Source organism: Clostridium sp. UBA6640 (assembly GCF_002455975.1).
Classification (GTDB): Bacteria; Bacillota; Clostridia; order Clostridiales; family Clostridiaceae; genus Clostridium_J.
Genome location: NZ_DKLM01000155.1, coordinates 12,259 through 28,966, shown reverse-complemented (window position 1 = coordinate 28,966; position 16,708 = coordinate 12,259). Strand labels below are relative to the sequence as shown.

Annotated in this window: 13 protein-coding genes; 1 reads left to right on the top strand and 12 read right to left on the bottom strand. The window is 27.7% G+C overall.

The genetic code is table 11. From position 1 onward, the window contains the following. Positions 1–104: 104 nt before the first annotated feature. The 7 genes from ybaK to B2W91_RS18035 all read right to left on the bottom strand — a co-directional run bounded on the left by ybaK (position 105) and on the right by B2W91_RS18035 (position 6,841). Complete coding sequence (ybaK, locus tag B2W91_RS18065; RefSeq protein WP_291583446.1) at positions 105–581, bottom strand: Cys-tRNA(Pro) deacylase; 477 nt, start codon at positions 579–581, stop codon at positions 105–107. A 196-nt stretch (positions 582–777) separates the two neighbouring features. After that, positions 778–1,425, bottom strand: coding sequence for a glycosyltransferase (locus B2W91_RS18060; protein WP_291583445.1), 648 nt, complete (start codon positions 1,423–1,425; stop codon positions 778–780). A gap of 184 nt (positions 1,426–1,609) precedes the next feature. Then, complete coding sequence (locus B2W91_RS18055) at positions 1,610–2,917, bottom strand: class 1 isoprenoid biosynthesis enzyme (RefSeq protein ID WP_291583442.1); 1,308 nt, start codon at positions 2,915–2,917, stop codon at positions 1,610–1,612. A gap of 465 nt (positions 2,918–3,382) precedes the next feature. Further along, complete coding sequence (locus B2W91_RS18050; RefSeq protein WP_291583440.1) at positions 3,383–3,874, bottom strand: hypothetical protein; 492 nt, start codon at positions 3,872–3,874, stop codon at positions 3,383–3,385. A gap of 348 nt (positions 3,875–4,222) precedes the next feature. After that, positions 4,223–4,837: an acetate uptake transporter gene (locus B2W91_RS18045; RefSeq protein WP_291583439.1), complete on the bottom strand. Its 615-nt coding sequence runs from the start codon at positions 4,835–4,837 to the stop codon at positions 4,223–4,225. A gap of 228 nt (positions 4,838–5,065) precedes the next feature. Then, complete coding sequence (gene murA / locus B2W91_RS18040) at positions 5,066–6,352, bottom strand: UDP-N-acetylglucosamine 1-carboxyvinyltransferase (RefSeq protein WP_291583437.1); 1,287 nt, start codon at positions 6,350–6,352, stop codon at positions 5,066–5,068. A 330-nt stretch (positions 6,353–6,682) separates the two neighbouring features. After that, on the bottom strand, positions 6,683–6,841 hold the full coding sequence (locus tag B2W91_RS18035; RefSeq protein ID WP_039630775.1) for a zinc-ribbon domain-containing protein: 159 nt from the start codon (positions 6,839–6,841) through the stop codon (positions 6,683–6,685). Between the two features lie 309 nt (positions 6,842–7,150). Between B2W91_RS18035 and B2W91_RS18030 the strand changes: the two genes are divergently transcribed. After that, complete coding sequence (locus tag B2W91_RS18030) at positions 7,151–7,774, top strand: TrkA C-terminal domain-containing protein (protein WP_291583434.1); 624 nt, start codon at positions 7,151–7,153, stop codon at positions 7,772–7,774. A 417-nt stretch (positions 7,775–8,191) separates the two neighbouring features. Here B2W91_RS18030 and B2W91_RS18025 read toward each other — a convergent pair whose 3' ends face one another. The 5 genes from B2W91_RS18025 to B2W91_RS18005 all read right to left on the bottom strand — a co-directional run bounded on the left by B2W91_RS18025 (position 8,192) and on the right by B2W91_RS18005 (position 16,333). After that, positions 8,192–9,769, bottom strand: a complete 1,578-nt coding sequence (locus B2W91_RS18025; RefSeq protein ID WP_291583432.1) for a glycine betaine ABC transporter substrate-binding protein — start codon at positions 9,767–9,769, stop codon at positions 8,192–8,194. Continuing rightward, complete coding sequence (locus tag B2W91_RS18020; RefSeq protein ID WP_291583430.1) at positions 9,769–10,896, bottom strand: betaine/proline/choline family ABC transporter ATP-binding protein; 1,128 nt, start codon at positions 10,894–10,896, stop codon at positions 9,769–9,771. The genes B2W91_RS18025 and B2W91_RS18020 overlap by 1 nt, the downstream gene beginning before the upstream one ends. A 239-nt stretch (positions 10,897–11,135) precedes the next feature. Further along, entirely contained in the window at positions 11,136–11,636 is a 501-nt protein-coding gene (locus tag B2W91_RS18015) for a ferritin (protein ID WP_291583428.1), read from the bottom strand. 90 nt (positions 11,637–11,726) lie between these two features. Next, a complete protein-coding gene (locus tag B2W91_RS18010; RefSeq protein WP_291583427.1) occupies positions 11,727–12,761 on the bottom strand; it encodes a Cys-Gln thioester bond-forming surface protein in 1,035 nt (344 codons plus the stop codon). A gap of 311 nt (positions 12,762–13,072) precedes the next feature. Next, a complete protein-coding gene (locus B2W91_RS18005; RefSeq protein ID WP_291583426.1) occupies positions 13,073–16,333 on the bottom strand; it encodes a ligand-binding sensor domain-containing protein in 3,261 nt (1,086 codons plus the stop codon). Between the last annotated feature and the right edge of the window lie 375 nt (positions 16,334–16,708).

Below are 16,708 nucleotides of genomic sequence, written 5' to 3'. Positions count from 1 at the left end.
AGGGACCTATGAGTTGTCAATTGTCAATTTTCCATTGTCCATTGATAAATCTCCAGAGGTGAAAAAACTAGCAATTGTATTGCTAGCTAAAACTTCCTCTTGATTTATTTTATTATATCTTGGAATTCTCCATTTATAACACTTAAAAGATTGTCTGGAGATATCTCTATTTGCATTCCTATTTTTCCAGCACTTACAACAATCTTTTCTATATCTTTAGCAGTAGAGTGTATAAATGTTTTGTAACTTTTTCTCATTCCTATTGGTGAGCATCCTCCTCTTATGTAGCCAGTTAATTTCAATATATCATTAACAGGTATCATTTCAACTTTTTTCTCTCCAGCTGATTTTGATGCTTTTTTTAAGTCTAATTCTTCTTTAACAGGTATTACAAAAACATAGATTTCTTTGCTATTTCCTTGGGTTACTAATGTTTTATATACAACAGATACATCCTTGCCAATCTTTGCTGCTACAGAAACGCCATCTATTTTACCATCCTTATTATCATAAGTTATAATTCCATACTCTATATTTCTTTGATCTAAAATTCTCATTGCATTTGTTTTTGCTTGTGCCATAATTTAACCTCTTTTCGTAAATATATATTACTGCATATATTTATATCTATAAATGCTAGTTTTTCTTATATAACCATTATAAACATATTTTTATTATAATATATAATTTTATAAAAATATAACTTCTTTCAAAGATACTCAATTTTTCATAATAAAAAAAGAGCAATATTTTGCTCTTTTTTATTACTTACTATAATTAAAATTTATTTGGAAATTGCTTAATTATACCATTTGAGATAACATCAGCAAATTTAATCATATGCTCTTCACCTTTATCAAAGGCCTCTATATCTCCTGCCCAATTACTATTTAACCTATTAGTAACTTGAGTTGTTATAAAATCTAAATGTTTATATAACATATCTTTTAATTCTTTCTCTGACCATTCAGGATTTAAATCGCTTAAAAATTTAGCAATATCCTCTGCATTCTTATGCCAAAGCTTATTATATTTATCTAAATCTTCTTTATTTCCGCTTTTAGCAGCATCAAGAACTTGGCCTGCAAGGCTAATATGTTCCTTTAAAAGTTCTGTAAGCTTTTTACTATTTTCTGCACCATAATATGGTTTAATTAAACCTCCAATATCCTCTTGATTCTTAAGAAGTCTATTTAAAACATCACTCTTATCTTCAAGATTAGATAAGTCGCTTTTTATAAAATCTCTAGTCCAGAAGACATGTTCAATCCAAAATCTTCTACCTTGTTCTCTTAAGTTCTCAGCCTTTCTGCTACAACTATCCTTATAGACAAAACTACTTTCTACAGCATAAGCTTCATAAGGTACTGTTATTATACTAAAAGATAATAAAGCGAACAGTAAAATTGATAATATTTTTTTCATTTTTCTACTCTCCTTTTAGGCATTTGAAAAAAATAGCTAATCAAATATGCTAGTTGACTAGTTATTTTCTCAAGTTGCTTTAATTTTTAATGTAATAATATTTTGCTCAAAAGTAAAAAAATTATTAAAAAGCAATTTAGCTCTTAGAATATATTAAAGCATCTGAAAGATTCTTAAATGTTTTTTAATCATTATATATTAAATCAAAATTAACTTCTTCACCTAATAACCCATACTTAATTATGTCTTCTATGCTTACCCCATTATAACTTTCCTTCATGTTTGAAAACTTCTTTTTTAACTTATCAAAAAGCCTTATCATATATTTTCTTCTATAAGGAAAATATTTTTCCATTTCCTTAAAATAGCTTTTACTATACAAATTTTTATTTGCTGCTATAGCAAAGTATATTAATTGTAAGCAGTTCTTTTTTATTAACTGTTTTATCTCTTTTATATTTTCGCATTGAAAACATTCTACATCCTCTATTAAGTTAATAGTAAAATTTATTAGTCCATTAGTTATATTATCTAAATCCCACTTTTCCGCTAACTGAGATATTATAGTCATATGATTATTTTCTAAATCTTCTGTTGCATCTTGTAAGTCATCACATATTTGAAGAAGTATTCCATATCCATAGCAAAACCTTGCTTCTTCATAACTTAGTTTTCCTTTAACTAAATAGCCATCTGCTAAAACAGAGCTTCCACCCTTTTCTATTGATATACCTAAAATATCGGTTTCGTAAGGTGATGTTCTCTTTCCTTGCTGAATCATACTATTTACTTGACCATTATAAATATATAATAAACTTTGAAATACTTCAGGATAAGTTTCTCTCTCGAAAGCATTTTCAATTTTTAATACCAAATCAAATAACTTTTTTTCATATTCATTATTTGGCTTAATTAATTCACCTTTTAATCTTTTTTCTAGTCTTACGTTAGTATTCACTTTTTCTTCTTTTGATATTTGGGGATTATCTAAATAGTTATCTGTATAAGGATATAACATGCTATATCCAAATATTGAGTCAGTAAATGCTGCTTTCATCCCAAATAGCATTTGAAGTATATTCATTATCCACACATTTCTCATGGCTTGCCCTATATCTTCTATGGAAATATTACTGTCAAAAGTTTTTGCTGCATTTATAAAGTGTTCTGTACTTTTTAATAGCTCTCTACTAAATAAAATTTCTTTATCTTGCCTATTAATTAAAGGTGATTTATTCGTAAATTCATCTATTATATCATTAAATCTATCTCTCCATTGTTTCCTTTTCGCCTCTTCATTAGGAAAATTTTCTATTATCTTTATGATTTCATTAATAAACTTATCTGTCTGTTTTTCCATTTTTATTTTTTCAAAATAGCTGACCTTTCCATCTAACTTTGGAAAATCCTTATTTGTGTTCCACCAAATATTTTTATATAAATCATTTAACCCCAATCCGTCTTTTGCCATTAAATTCATATTCTCCCTCATAAATTATTACCCCTAAAAACAACTTAAGCAATGGATAATTGAGAATGGATAATTAGCAATTCAGGTTGAAATCAATTCTTTACGAATTAATTTCTTTAATTAATTTTTTTACTAGCGAGTATATTGCTAATTTTCTATAAGAAGTTACTACGTAACTTGAAAGAAGATCAATTTAAAACTTCTCCCATAAAGGAGAAGTATCCATAATTATCCATTATCCATTGTCAATCCTCAATTGTATAAGTATTACTATATTTATATCTAATCTCTACTCCATTATTACATATATTGTACAAAATTAGGAAATAAAAAATCAAAAGATGTAGTTACAATGCATAATCCATAATTGAGTAGAGATTCCATTGCTAATTTTTACAAAAGTTAATCTGCAACTTCAAAAAATTAAAACTTCTCCTACAAAGGAGAAGTTTCCTAAATTGTCCATTGTCAATACTCAATTCTCAATTACGCGTAGTGCTTCTTTTCATTATGACTTTTAATGTTCTCTACTTCTTTTTGTTTTTCTTCTAAATAACTGCATATTTCTCTGAAATCACTAATCCATTTTATTTTAGCTAATTCTCTTAAATCTAATATTATTCCTGTATCCTTTTGTTTTATATACTCCATATCATAAATTTCTGTTTCTATAAAACCTTTTTTATAATCATATATGCAAGGAACAAAATACTCCCAGTTATTTTCGAAATATTTCGTCTTTGCAAAACATAGCCTATATATATGAAATATCATTCCTAGGGCTGAAGTTTTTTTAGCAAATTTATGACTGAAATATTCCTGTACAGGGTATTTTTCTTGTATCCTTTCCCAATATAGTCCTTCATTTGAATGGAGATTATATTTATCTAATATTTTGCACTTTTCCTCTCCTAATTCTTCTCTCATAATCCTCTCTCTAATTTCTGGTCTTAAGTTTTTTAAAGTATCATTATCCAAAGAAATCTCCCCCTTAATACCATAAAACTATAACTCTGTTAAATATATAGTTCTTACCTTAATTCTAATAATAATTCTCTTTGATTTCCAATACTAATTATTTATCAACAGCATATCATCTATAAATTTTTTAAATAAGCAAAAATATAATATCATAATCCAAGCTATTTAGAATATAATGCATTTAAAAAATCTTCTAATTGATAAAAAATAATCCCTACAATAAGGTTGTCCTTATTGTAGGGATTATTTTCATGATTTTAAAGCTTTAGTTTAATAGATTTTACTTTTATGCTACATTAATAATTACTGCTTTAAGGCATATGAAATAAAATAGCTAGTTATTTTTTAAGCTGTCTTAAATATTCCAAAAGGCTTACCAACTGGTAAGAACTCTTTTCCAAAATGTTTGTTTAAAACTGCAGCACCTGAACCATAAAATGAAAGCATAGAAATTATAAATTCAGAATATGCAGCAATCTCATGACCAAGCTCTGGCATAATTCCAAGGGAATTCATACTTAACCCTAAGAATAAAAAATCAATAAATAAAAAAATACTAAATAATACCTTATGAGTTTCCATAGCTCCAATAGTCATGAATATAGTAAATATTAAATACCCTAAAAATGCAAAGCCTAATTGCTTAGGATCTACTGATGTAGCAAGCTTTTCTCCAAATACTCCATTTTGGATTAACCATGTTAACGCCATTCCGAACCAGAAAAATGCGTATCCACCAAAAGCTGTTGCTCCAAAAGTATTGTTATGCTTAAAATCATTAATGCAAGCAAATAATTGTGCAAAAGCTCCTAAAAATATTGCCCAAGGTAATATTAATGATACTCCTTGAGTAATCCCAAGCTTCTGTGAAGAAGCTACAAGTGTAATCATTGCTAATCCAAAAAGTCCTAATCCAGATGGATCAGCAGTAACTATTTTTACTTCTTTTGATTCATTCATAAGTTTTCTCCTTAGATTTAATTTAAATTTTATTAAATATTATAACTAAAAAATTTTATCAAAGAAAATTTATCATGTCAATTCAAAAAATAAAAATATTAAGCTTATATATGATTTTAATTCCCATAGGAAAGTTTTTTTGAGAAATTAAGATAATTAAAACTCCAATGTCAAAACATTGGAGTTCTTTAAATAAATTTTATTTTAGAAATGTAATTTTTATATCTTTTAATAAACAGCAAATTCACTTTCTTTCATATTGTTATCTTCACATATTTTAATATCTGCCCCTATAGAGGAAAATGTCTCTATAATATTTTCATATCCACGTTCTATATGCTCTATACCAGTTATATAAGTAGTACCTTCAGCCGCTAACCCTGCTAGAATAAGAGATATTCCAGCTCTAACATCACTAGCATGAACATGTGCTCCTCTTAATTTACGATTACCTGGAATTACGAAGCCCTCCTCTTGAATTATAATATCTGCTCCCATTTTATTTAATTCAAAGCAATGATTAATTCTATTGGGATAAACAATATCTTTTATCATACTATGGCTATTTGCTTCTACAAGCATTGCTGTTAATGGTTGTTGAAGATCTGTAGCAAACCCTGGATACATAGAAGCTTTTACATTTACTCCTCTTAAATTACCTTCTTTAATTGCTCTTATATAATTTTCCCCTGTTTCAATATGTAATCCTGTTTCTTCAAGCTTAGCTACACAAGATAATAAATGCTCAGGTATAATATTTTTCACTGTAATATTTCCTCCAGTAATTCCAGCAGTCATTAAAAAAGTTCCTGCAATTAATCTATCTGGAATAACGCTATGATTGCATTTTTTAAGCTCATTTACTCCCTCTATAACAATTGTACTAGTACCTGCTCCTTTAATATTAGCTCCCATTTCATTTAAAAGAACAGCTAAATCTACAACTTCAGGATCTCTTGCAGCATTTTGTAATATGGTTTTTCCTTTTGCTCTAGCTGCTGCAAGCATAAGATTAATAGTAGCACCACTAGAGATTATATCAAAAAATATCTCAGCACCCTTTAACTCTTGTGCTTCTACTACATAATAGTCATTATAAAATTTAAAATCTGCTCCTAAAGCTTTTAATCCTTTAATATGCTGGTCAATAGGTCTACTTCCAAAGTTATCTCCTCCAGGATAGCCTAAAGTAACTTTTTTAAATTTTGAAAGTAATGCTCCAATAAAGTAATAAGATGCTCTATAAGCGGAAGCTTTTTTAGGGTCAATTTCAGCTCCTAATATATTTGTTGGGTTAAGCAATAAATAATCTTCTTTACTAATTATATTAAATCCAATATCTCTACTTATATCTTCTATCAAAGCTACATCAGAAATATGGGGTACATTTTTAAGTATAATTGGTTCATCACTCAAACAGCATGCTGCCATTAATGCAAGTGAACTATTTTTAGCTCCTGGTATATTCACACATCCATTTAAATGTTTTTTCCTTTTAAGCTCTATCCATCGCATATAAAAAACCATCCTTAATTGTATTCTAATTTCCATTATATTATACCATCTAACTTCAGGTTTGTTAATATTTGTTAACAATTATAGATTTTTATTAATATCTTTTACTTTTTATTCATTTTTCTTATCTTTATTATTTTTATTTAACATATGTTTTTATAATTAGTAAAAAATTAATTTTAACCACAATTGTGAATTATTTAAATCAGTCATAGGGTATGTATTTAAGTAGGAAGGTATTCATATGAATGTAAAACTACATAGTATTAATCGGAAAAATTAAAAAACCTATAAGAATTGCTTCTTATAGGTTATTTATTACTGTTTTAATTATCTTTGGAATCCTCTGTTTTGTTTTCTAGCTCTTCTGCACTCAGGGCATCTTTGTGGCTCGTTTTCGAATCCTTTTTCTTTGTAGAATTCTTGCTCTCCCTCAGTGAAAACAAATTCTTTTGAACAATCTTTACATACTAAAGTTTTATCTGCCATTTTAAACATTTCTCCTTTTTATTTATATTAAGATTTAAAAAACGATTTACTCTATACACCTAAAAAGGGAATGTTTTAATCATATTAAATCTTTATGTTTCAGTTATTTAACTGATAACTTCTTTAGTTTATCATCTTTCTTTATATAAGTCAACACCTCTATAAAATAATTTAATAAATATTTTTACAGTACTGCTGCTTCTACCATAATTTTTCAAATTCTCTTCTGTAATCGTCACACTTTGCTCTTGACTTAAAACCAACTTACTTCTAGAATTAAGTTAACTTGGTACACTTGGAGGTAAGCTTATGTATGAAAATTATTCAATGCCTATATATCAAAAAATAGCTTTGGATATAGCCAGTGGCATATATAAAGGAGATATTGAGGAAGGAAAAAAACTATATGGCCGCTCTACTTTAGCAGGAAAATATAACGTTTCTCCTGAAACTATAAGAAGAGCAATAAAACTTTTAGAAGATGTGAATGTAGTTCAATCATCTAAAGGAAGTGGCATAACTGTTCTTTCAAAAGATAATGCTTTTAAATTTATAAATAAATTTCAAAATATAGAAAGTATTGCTTCTTGTAAGACTACCCTTGCGGATTTAATTGCTAAAAAGCGAAAACTTGAAGACGAGATAATGGAAACTATAAATAAAATAGTAGACCACTCTGGCAGATTAGGCAATACAACTCCAGTAACACCCTTAGAAGTAAAAATTCCTGATAACTGTAAGCTAATCGGTAAATCTATTTCTGAAGCTAAGTTTTGGCAAAACACAGGAGCCACTATTGTAGGGATAAAAAGAATGGGTTCCCTTATACTTTCCCCAGGCCCCTATGCAACCTTTAATGAAGGTGATGTGCTTTTACTTATAGGTGATGAAAAAGTATATAACTCTGCAAAAATATTTTTATCCGATGATTAGAAAGTAGATCCAACTTAAAGTTGGACATGCTTTCTAATCATCGGATATTTTAATTTAATTCACAACTTAATTCAATTCACAATTCACACTCTTATTAATTAATAATTAAAAATGAAGAATGAAGAATTTGTGGATACTTCTCCTTTACAGGAGAAGTTATGAATTGATTTATTTTTAAAGTGACATAGTCACTTTTCTTTAAAAATCTATTCAAAGAAATTAATTCATTAAGAATTAATTTCCTCCGTAATTCTTCATTCTTCATACTTCATTCTTAATTCTTATAAGCTATTCATTGTTAGATTTCCATTGATTAAATTCCCCAGAGGTGAAAAAAGTGGCGAACAATGTTCGCCGCTACAATAAATCTACTTAAAAATTATTTTGATAAAACTCATTTCCACATTAATCCTCAATTTATTTTGATATTAATCCCTGTTCTATTAAGAAATCTTTAGCTACTTTTTCAGGTGATTCTCCAAGTTTATCTACTTTATAGTTTAAATCTCTCATTGTATCATCATTTATTTTACCTGAGAGCTTGTTCATAACTTCTTCAAGTTCTGGATGTTTTTTTAATGTTTCTTCTCTTATTATAGGTACTGCATAATATGGTGGAAAAAAGCTTCTATCATCCTCTAACACCTTCAAATCAAAAGCTTTTAACAATCCATCTGTTGCAAAAGAATCTATAACATCACTTTTCTTATTACCTATTGCAGTATATCTTAGTCCACCATCTACAGGTTTTATATCTTTAAAATTCATATTATAGTCTTCAGTAAGACCTAAATATCCATCATGTCTATTAGCAAATTCTATAGTCGGACCTATTACTAACTCATTACTTACCTTTGCTAAATCTGAAAAACTCTCTAGATTATATTTCTCAGCTGTATCCTTAGTTACTGCTAACACGTAAGTATTATTAAATCCAATAGGATCAAACCATTTTATATTATATTTATTCTTGTATTCTTTTGATACTATATCATAAGCTTTATTTGGATCATTTATTATATCTTTTTTCAATATGTTAACAAGAGCTGTTCCTGTGTACTCTACATAGGCATCAACTTCTCCAGCAGTTATGGCGCTAAAAGCAATATTAGTTCCACCTAGATTCAATTTCCTCTCAACCTTCAAATCAGTATCATTTTCAATTAAATCTGCTAACATATTACTTACTATAAGTTGTTCTGAGAAGTTTTTAGAGGCGATAACTATTTTATCGTTATTTCTACTAAATGCAAAAATAGTACCTGACACAATTGCTATTAATACTAAAGCCGCTATTAAAGGATTCTTATTAGATTTCTTTCCATTAGATACCTTCTTTATTTTCATTGTACCATCAGCCATCTTAATTCCGCTAGGTGCTACCATTTTTTCTACTTTTCCAACTATGAAGTCAATTACTAAAGCTAATATACAAGCAGGTATGGCTCCAGCTAAAATCATATAGTTGTTTACTGTTTGTATTCCTGAGAACACCATATATCCTAATCCACCTGCACCAACAAAAGCTGCTATAGTCATAAGTCCAACTGCTGTTACTGTAGAAATTCTTATTCCTGCCATTATTATTGGAAGAGCTAAAGGAATTTGTATAAGTCTAAGGATTTGGCCTTTTGTCATACCTATTGCCTTTGCAGCTTCTAGCATATCTGGATTTATATTAGTAAGTCCTGTGTAAGTATTCTTTATTATAGGTAATAAAGAATATAGCACTACCATTAAAATAGCTGGTTTACTACCTATTCCTATCGCAGGAATCAAAAATCCTAATAGTGCTAAACTTGGTACAGCTTGAATAATACTTGCTAACATAAGTATTGGTTTAGAAACTTTTTTAACCCTTGTTATTAATATACCTAACGGAATTCCAATTAATATAGCAATAAATACTGCAAATACTGTAAGCTCAATATGTTCTAATAAAAGTTGAAAAATTTGACCTTTTTTATCTACTAAAAATTCTAAAAAACCTTGCACTAAGCATTCACCTCCATGTCTATGAATTGCTCACTCAACACTGAAATTAAACTGCTTCTAGTAACTAATCCTACAAGTTTATCTTCATTATTTACAACTGGAACATATCCAATTTCATATTTATTCATAATTTCTAATATATCTATTAAGTTGTCATCATCATGTACACGTATAACGTTATTTTCCATAACATCTTCAAGTTTTAAAACCATATTCGGATTTTTCTTTATACTCTTTAATGTAACTAATCCATTTAAAGTTCCACTTTTATCAGTTACTAATAAGCTATCTACCTTCTTACTTCTCATAATTTCAATTCCTTGAAGAATTGTTCTCTTACTGCTTATTCTAACTGGGTCTTCAATCATAATATCCTTAGCTTTTATATACTCAGGATTATTCCAAATTTTATTCTTCCCTATAAATTCTTCAACATATGTTCCTATTGGATTTCTTAATATGTTTTCTGGAGTATCATATTGTAATATTTCTCCTCCACTCATAATGCAAATTTTATCAGCAAGTTTTAAAGCCTCATCCATATCATGTGTTACAAATACTATAGTCTTTTTAACTTCTTGATGAAGATTAAAAAGTTCTTCTTGAAGATCACTTCTAGTTATTGGGTCAAGAGCACTAAAAGGCTCGTCCATTAGTATTATTTCTGAATCTATAGCAAAAGCCCTTGCAACACCTACTCTTTGCTGTTGTCCTCCACTTAATTCACAGGGATATCTATCTATAAACTTATCGGGATCTAGTCCAACCATCTCCATAAGTTCTTTAGTTTTAGCTTCAATCTTATTATCATCTAGCTTTTGTAACTTTGGTATTAACTCTATATTTTCCCTAACAGTCATATGAGGAAATAATCCTGTTTGTTGAATTACATACCCTATTCTTCTTCTTAATTCAATAGGATTTTCACTTTCTATATTTTTTCCATCTATAAAAATTTCTCCTGATGTAGGTTTTATAAGTTTATTTATCATTTTTAATAAGGTGGTTTTACCACATCCACTAGAACCAATGAAAACTACAAACTCACCTTTATCTATTTTTAGATTTATATTTTTTAAAACAGATGTATCTTTATAAGATTTTTTTATATTTTTAAATTCTATCATATTTTTCCTCCTTTTCTCCAAAATATTTTACAATTCTGCAAAAGCAACAACTTAATTGTAGCATAGAGTTGTTACTTTTGCAAAATTCATTATGTGGGTAAGTAAAGTTTTATGGTGGTAATATTGTAAAGTTTGGTACTTGCTTCGAAAATTTACGTTAACATAATAAAATTGAAATCTATAAGAATTCTATAGTTCTCATAGGCTAAATTTAAAATATATCTTACACTCCTTTAAAATTATTCTGCTGGAGCTACAAAGGTTCTACTTGCCAATTCTTGATCTAATAAGTATAAAGAAGGTCCTTCTACAAGTTTTAATTTAGAAATAACTAAATTTACAGTTGCTTCTTCTTCTATTTGTTCATTATTGAACCACTCAAGGGCACTAACAGTAGCATAGTCCTTTTCTGCCATAGCCATATCAGTAAGATTATAAAATCTTTTGGTGACTAATTGCTCATGTTTCAATGTTTCATCAAATATTTCTTGTAAAGAATTGAATTTTGTTTTAGGTGCTGGAATCTCTTTTAGTTCTACGGCAGCACCTCGTTGATTTATATAATTAAATAGCTTCATAGCATGAAATTTTTCTTCTTCATTTTGTACCAAAAACCAATTCGCAAAACCATCTAAATTTTCATTATAGCAATATGCTGCCATAGATAAATACAAATGAGCTGAATAAAATTCGTAATTGATTTGATCATTTATTGCTTCGATTAACTTCTCACTAAGCATAAGTACACCTTCCTTTCTCTTATTAGTATCTGATTAGATTTCTTTTATATATAAACCTAATCAGATATAAATATTTTTAATTTTTGTTATTTATCGATGCTTTTTAATTATAACTGCTCCTAAACCTATCATTAATATTCCTATACCTAATATTGATTGAGATGAGAACATGTTACCTGTTTGAGGTAGTAGCATATCGATATACATTTTATCTTTAAATACTGTGTTTACTCGCTCTGCAACTAAAATATCCTGTATAGCTGCATCAAAAGGTTCATAATATTTTTCAATGTAACTAGCTAAATTAGTGCTAATATCAATGTCAATATTTGAAATTTTATTTGATTTTGGTGTTTTTACATAAAATTCTCTATCTATAATCACTGTATCACCAACAGCTTCTCCGCTACCATATACCAATGTTGCATTTTTGTTTAGTAAATTTATTTTTATGTCTTCAATTCTTTCGATATCTCCCTGTATTTTTATTGGTCCAAAATAGTTAAATCCTTCCTTCTCAAAGGCAATTTTATTTATGTTGTCTTTGTTATATTGAAAAGTAATCAAACTTTCTTTTTTATTTTCTTCTGCTTTACTTATAAGATATTTAACCCCTTGTAATATTCTCTTATCTGGTATATCCTCTTCTACTGAAAATTTTATTATATCTCTATTAGCTTCTGTATAATGCCAAAGAGCTAATTGAGTTACTGCATAAGCTTCTTCTAAAGAATAATAGTTTCTTTCATCAAGTCCAGATTTTTGTGATAGCGTCTCTGGACTAACAACTGGAAAACCATTTACAAAAACCTTATTTAGTTTATTTTTATCTATACTACTTGATATTTCTCCTAATTTATATTCTGTTCCATTATAGGAAGGATATTTTTTATACATATCAATACAATAAGCATATAGTCCTTTATTTTCCTTACTGGTTATTATAAGAATTGTATCCTCTCTAATTCTTTTACCATTTTTCACATAAGAAAAATGCACATTAGCACTTTCTTGAGTAGGTCTTTTGGAAATAAACTCTCTTGTGGCATCTTGTGCTTTAACAATATTACAGCTGAAAACAAAGGCTACTAAAAATATTGCCAAAAATCTTTTTAGTTTTTTCATCTTTTCATCTCCTAAATAATTAATTGATTCTTAATAAAATTTTTCACATGTATTTTAATGAATAAGGTAAGTCATATTTCTGTTGTAAACATCGATAAAACTTTGCTAATAAATATGTTTTTTTTATTATTAGTTATATGTAAAGTAATTATTCCTAAAACTTACCTCTTCCCCCTAAAGTAAATAAAAAAGTAACTCTTACCTTGCTTAAGTAAAAGTTACTTTTAAAATTTTTTCAAATATTAATGATTTTCCTATTATTTTTTTTATAAATATTTACTAACTGTGCCATATTAAAGTTTTATTTAAAACTAAATATTTTCATGGTTTATTGACTTCTGCTTAATGGGTAAAGTAATTATAAAGTTACTTCCTTCATTTATTTCGCTTATTACTTTTATATTTCCACCATGCAATTCAACTAATGATTTTACTAAGGTAAGACCTATTCCACTACCTATTTTCTGCTTTGATATATCATTATCTGCTTGTCCAAATCTATCAAATATTATTTCATGATATTCTTTTGCAATACCAGCGCCGGTATCTTTTACTGATATTTCAATAAAATCCTCTTTGTCATATATATTAACCCATATAGTTCCGCCTTCTTCAGTAAATTTAACAGCATTAGATATTAAGTTTATAATGCATCTTTCTATATCTCTGGCATCACATTCAATAAATTTCTCTTCAACTTCTGGATCTATTATAAGCTCTATACCGTTACTTTCTACAAACTCTTTCATAGATAATGCTATGTCTTCTACTAAATATATAATATTTTCCTCATCAATATTTAATCTATAGCTTCCAGATTCAATTTTTGAGGTATCTATAAGTTCATTGATAGTATTTAAAAGACTATTAGAATTACGCTTTATTATACCCATATATCTACTTAATGTATCTTTTTCGAATATAACATCCTCCTTACACATCTTTTCAAATAATTGAACTGCAGATAATATTACATTTAGCGGACTTCTAAGCTCATGAGATAAGTTAATAAAGTACTTATTTTTAAACTGTTCATTTTTTATGAGCCTGTTATACAACTTATCATTTTCTTCAAGTTTATTGTTTAGCTGAATAGTTCTTTGTTTTACTAAACTTTCAAGTATGCTTACATAGTTCCAAACTACGTATATAACTACTAGAATTAATAAAGTATATAATAGATATGCCCACCAAGTTTTCCAAGGAGGCCTTAAAACTGTAATAGGTATTTCTGTAACCTCACTCCATATGCCATTACTATTCCTTGCCTTTACTTTAAAAGTATATTTTCCATGCTTAATATTGGTATAGTTAGCATAATTTCTATACTTCGAATATACCCACTTCTTGTCAACGCCTTCCAATATATAGGCATACCTTGTTTTAGTTGGATTTTCATAATTTGGTAAGAAAAAATCTAAAGAAAAATTCTTTTGATTATGATTAAGCTTTATTTCATTTCTAATATTGATAGGTTTACCATTTATAGAAAAAGACTCTATCACCACTTTAGATGAATAATACTTTTTCGATAAATCCTCTGGATAAAAACTATTTAATCCATTTACCCCTCCAAAAAACATTTCTCCTGACTTACTTTGAAAATATGAATACCCATTAAATTCATTGCTTTGCAACCCATCGTTAATGTTAAAATTTATAATTCTATTATAATATACATCTATTTTGGCCAATCCACCATTTGTACTTACCCATGGGTTACCAAGTTTATCTATTAGAACTCCGTAAACATAATTATTACAAAGACCATCATCTTCAGTATATCTAATAAATTCTTCTTTTTCTTTATTAAATTTATTTAAACCATAATGAGTTGCAATCCATAAGTTTCCATCTTTATCTTCTGCTATGGATTCTATACTATTATTACTAATGCTGTTGCTATTTTTTTTATCATATTTATAATTCTTTATCTTATTAGTTTTTCTATTAAATTTGATTAGTCCACCTTCTACTCCACAACCCAGCCATAAAGCCCCATTAGAATCTTCATAAATTGAAGAGATGTAATAGTCTTTTACTCCATTACTACTAAATAACCAATTGTAATTAGTAAATTCCTCTTTTTCCTTATCAAAAGAATCTAAGCCATGACGTGTACCAATCCATATAATTCCTTTACTATCTTCGTATACATATCTTACTTCATTGTTTATTAAACTATTTTTATTGTTGTTATTATTGAAGTATCTAGTAAATTTTTCTGTAGTCTTATCAAATTTATTTAATCCATCACTAGTAGCCATCCATAAATCGCCATCTCTATCTTCAGTAATTGACCAAATGCGATTATTGCTAATGCTTTCATCATTATTAGGATCATTTGTATATTGCCTTACTTCTCCATTATTTCTATTAATAGAATTGAGCCCTCCACTATTAGTGCCAACCCATATTACATTTTCGTTATCCACATATATTCCATTTATCATATTGTCATTTAAGCTATCTTTTTCAGTTTCATTCTTCCTGTAATGGTTAAACTTGGAATCAGGATTGAGCATGCTTATACCGCTGTATGTTCCTATCCAAAGCATACCAGCTTTATCTTCATATATATTTAACACATTATTATCTATTAAACTATCTGAATCATAATATTTATTTTTATATGTAAAGAAGTCATCAGTATCCCTATTGTATTTACTTAATCCATTTTCTGTCCCTATCCATAAAGTTCCTATACTGTCCTGAAAAATACTTTGAATAGAGTTAGATTGTAATTGATTCTTTTTATTGCCGCTTTTATAATGCGTAAATTTATTAGTTTTTTTATTATATTTGTCTAATCCACCTCTAAAAGTACCTATCCAAATATCTTTATTTATATCTTCATAAATTTTAGCTATATAATCATTACTAATACTATTTGTATTTAAACTGTCATGGGTATATCTTGTAAATAAATTTTTTTCAGCATTAAAACTATTTAATCCATTCTTAGTTCCAACCCAAATTAGTCCATTACTATCTTCATATAATGAAGTAATAAAATCATGACTTAAACTATTATTATCATTTTTATCAAAGAAATATCTTATAAAGGTATTTGTTTTTTTATCGTATTTATTTAACCCCTTATCCGTTGCAACCCATATATATCCTTTACTATCCTCCATAACATCCCATACATTATAAGATGATAAACTCTTAATATTATGAGGGTCATTTACATACCTAGTAATTTCATTTGTATAGGTATCTAACCTATTTAATCCCTTAGTAGTACCTACCCATAAAAAGCCCTCGTTATCTTCTATAATTGAGTTTATGTAATTAGATGTTAAGCTGTTATCATCATTAAGGTTATACTTATAAACTTTAAATTCGTGACCATCAAATCTATTCAATCCATCTGTTGTGCCAAACCACATATAGCCTTTACTATCTTGAAAAATACACTCTACGGAAGATTGAGATAGGCCCTCCTTAATAGTTATTCTTCTAAACTTAAAGTTATTTTCTATAGCTTGTACAAGAAATTCATTAAAAAATAAGCTGAAAATTACTGCAATAACAAATATATTTATTTTTTTTATTTTTTTAATCATTTTACCTCCAATTATAGAATTATCATTCTAAAAATATTTTCCCATAATATATATAAATTTACAATAGCATATATTACAAAAAGCGACATTTAATAGCTAAAAATCCTCATAAAATTAATTATAAAATGCTTTTTTTAATTAAAAATTAAAATTTAAAGAATTTAAATCAAAAAAATGGATAAATATAGATATGTCACTTCTAAATTCAATCTATGAATTCATAAAATTGTGCTATTAAATTATTTAAGTTTACATCAACATAAAATTGAGAGTTGATGATTGACAATGGACAATTATTGATATTTTTCTTTTATAAGAGAAATTTTCAATTGACTTCTTTTCATGTGACACAGTCACTTTTATTAAAAATCTATT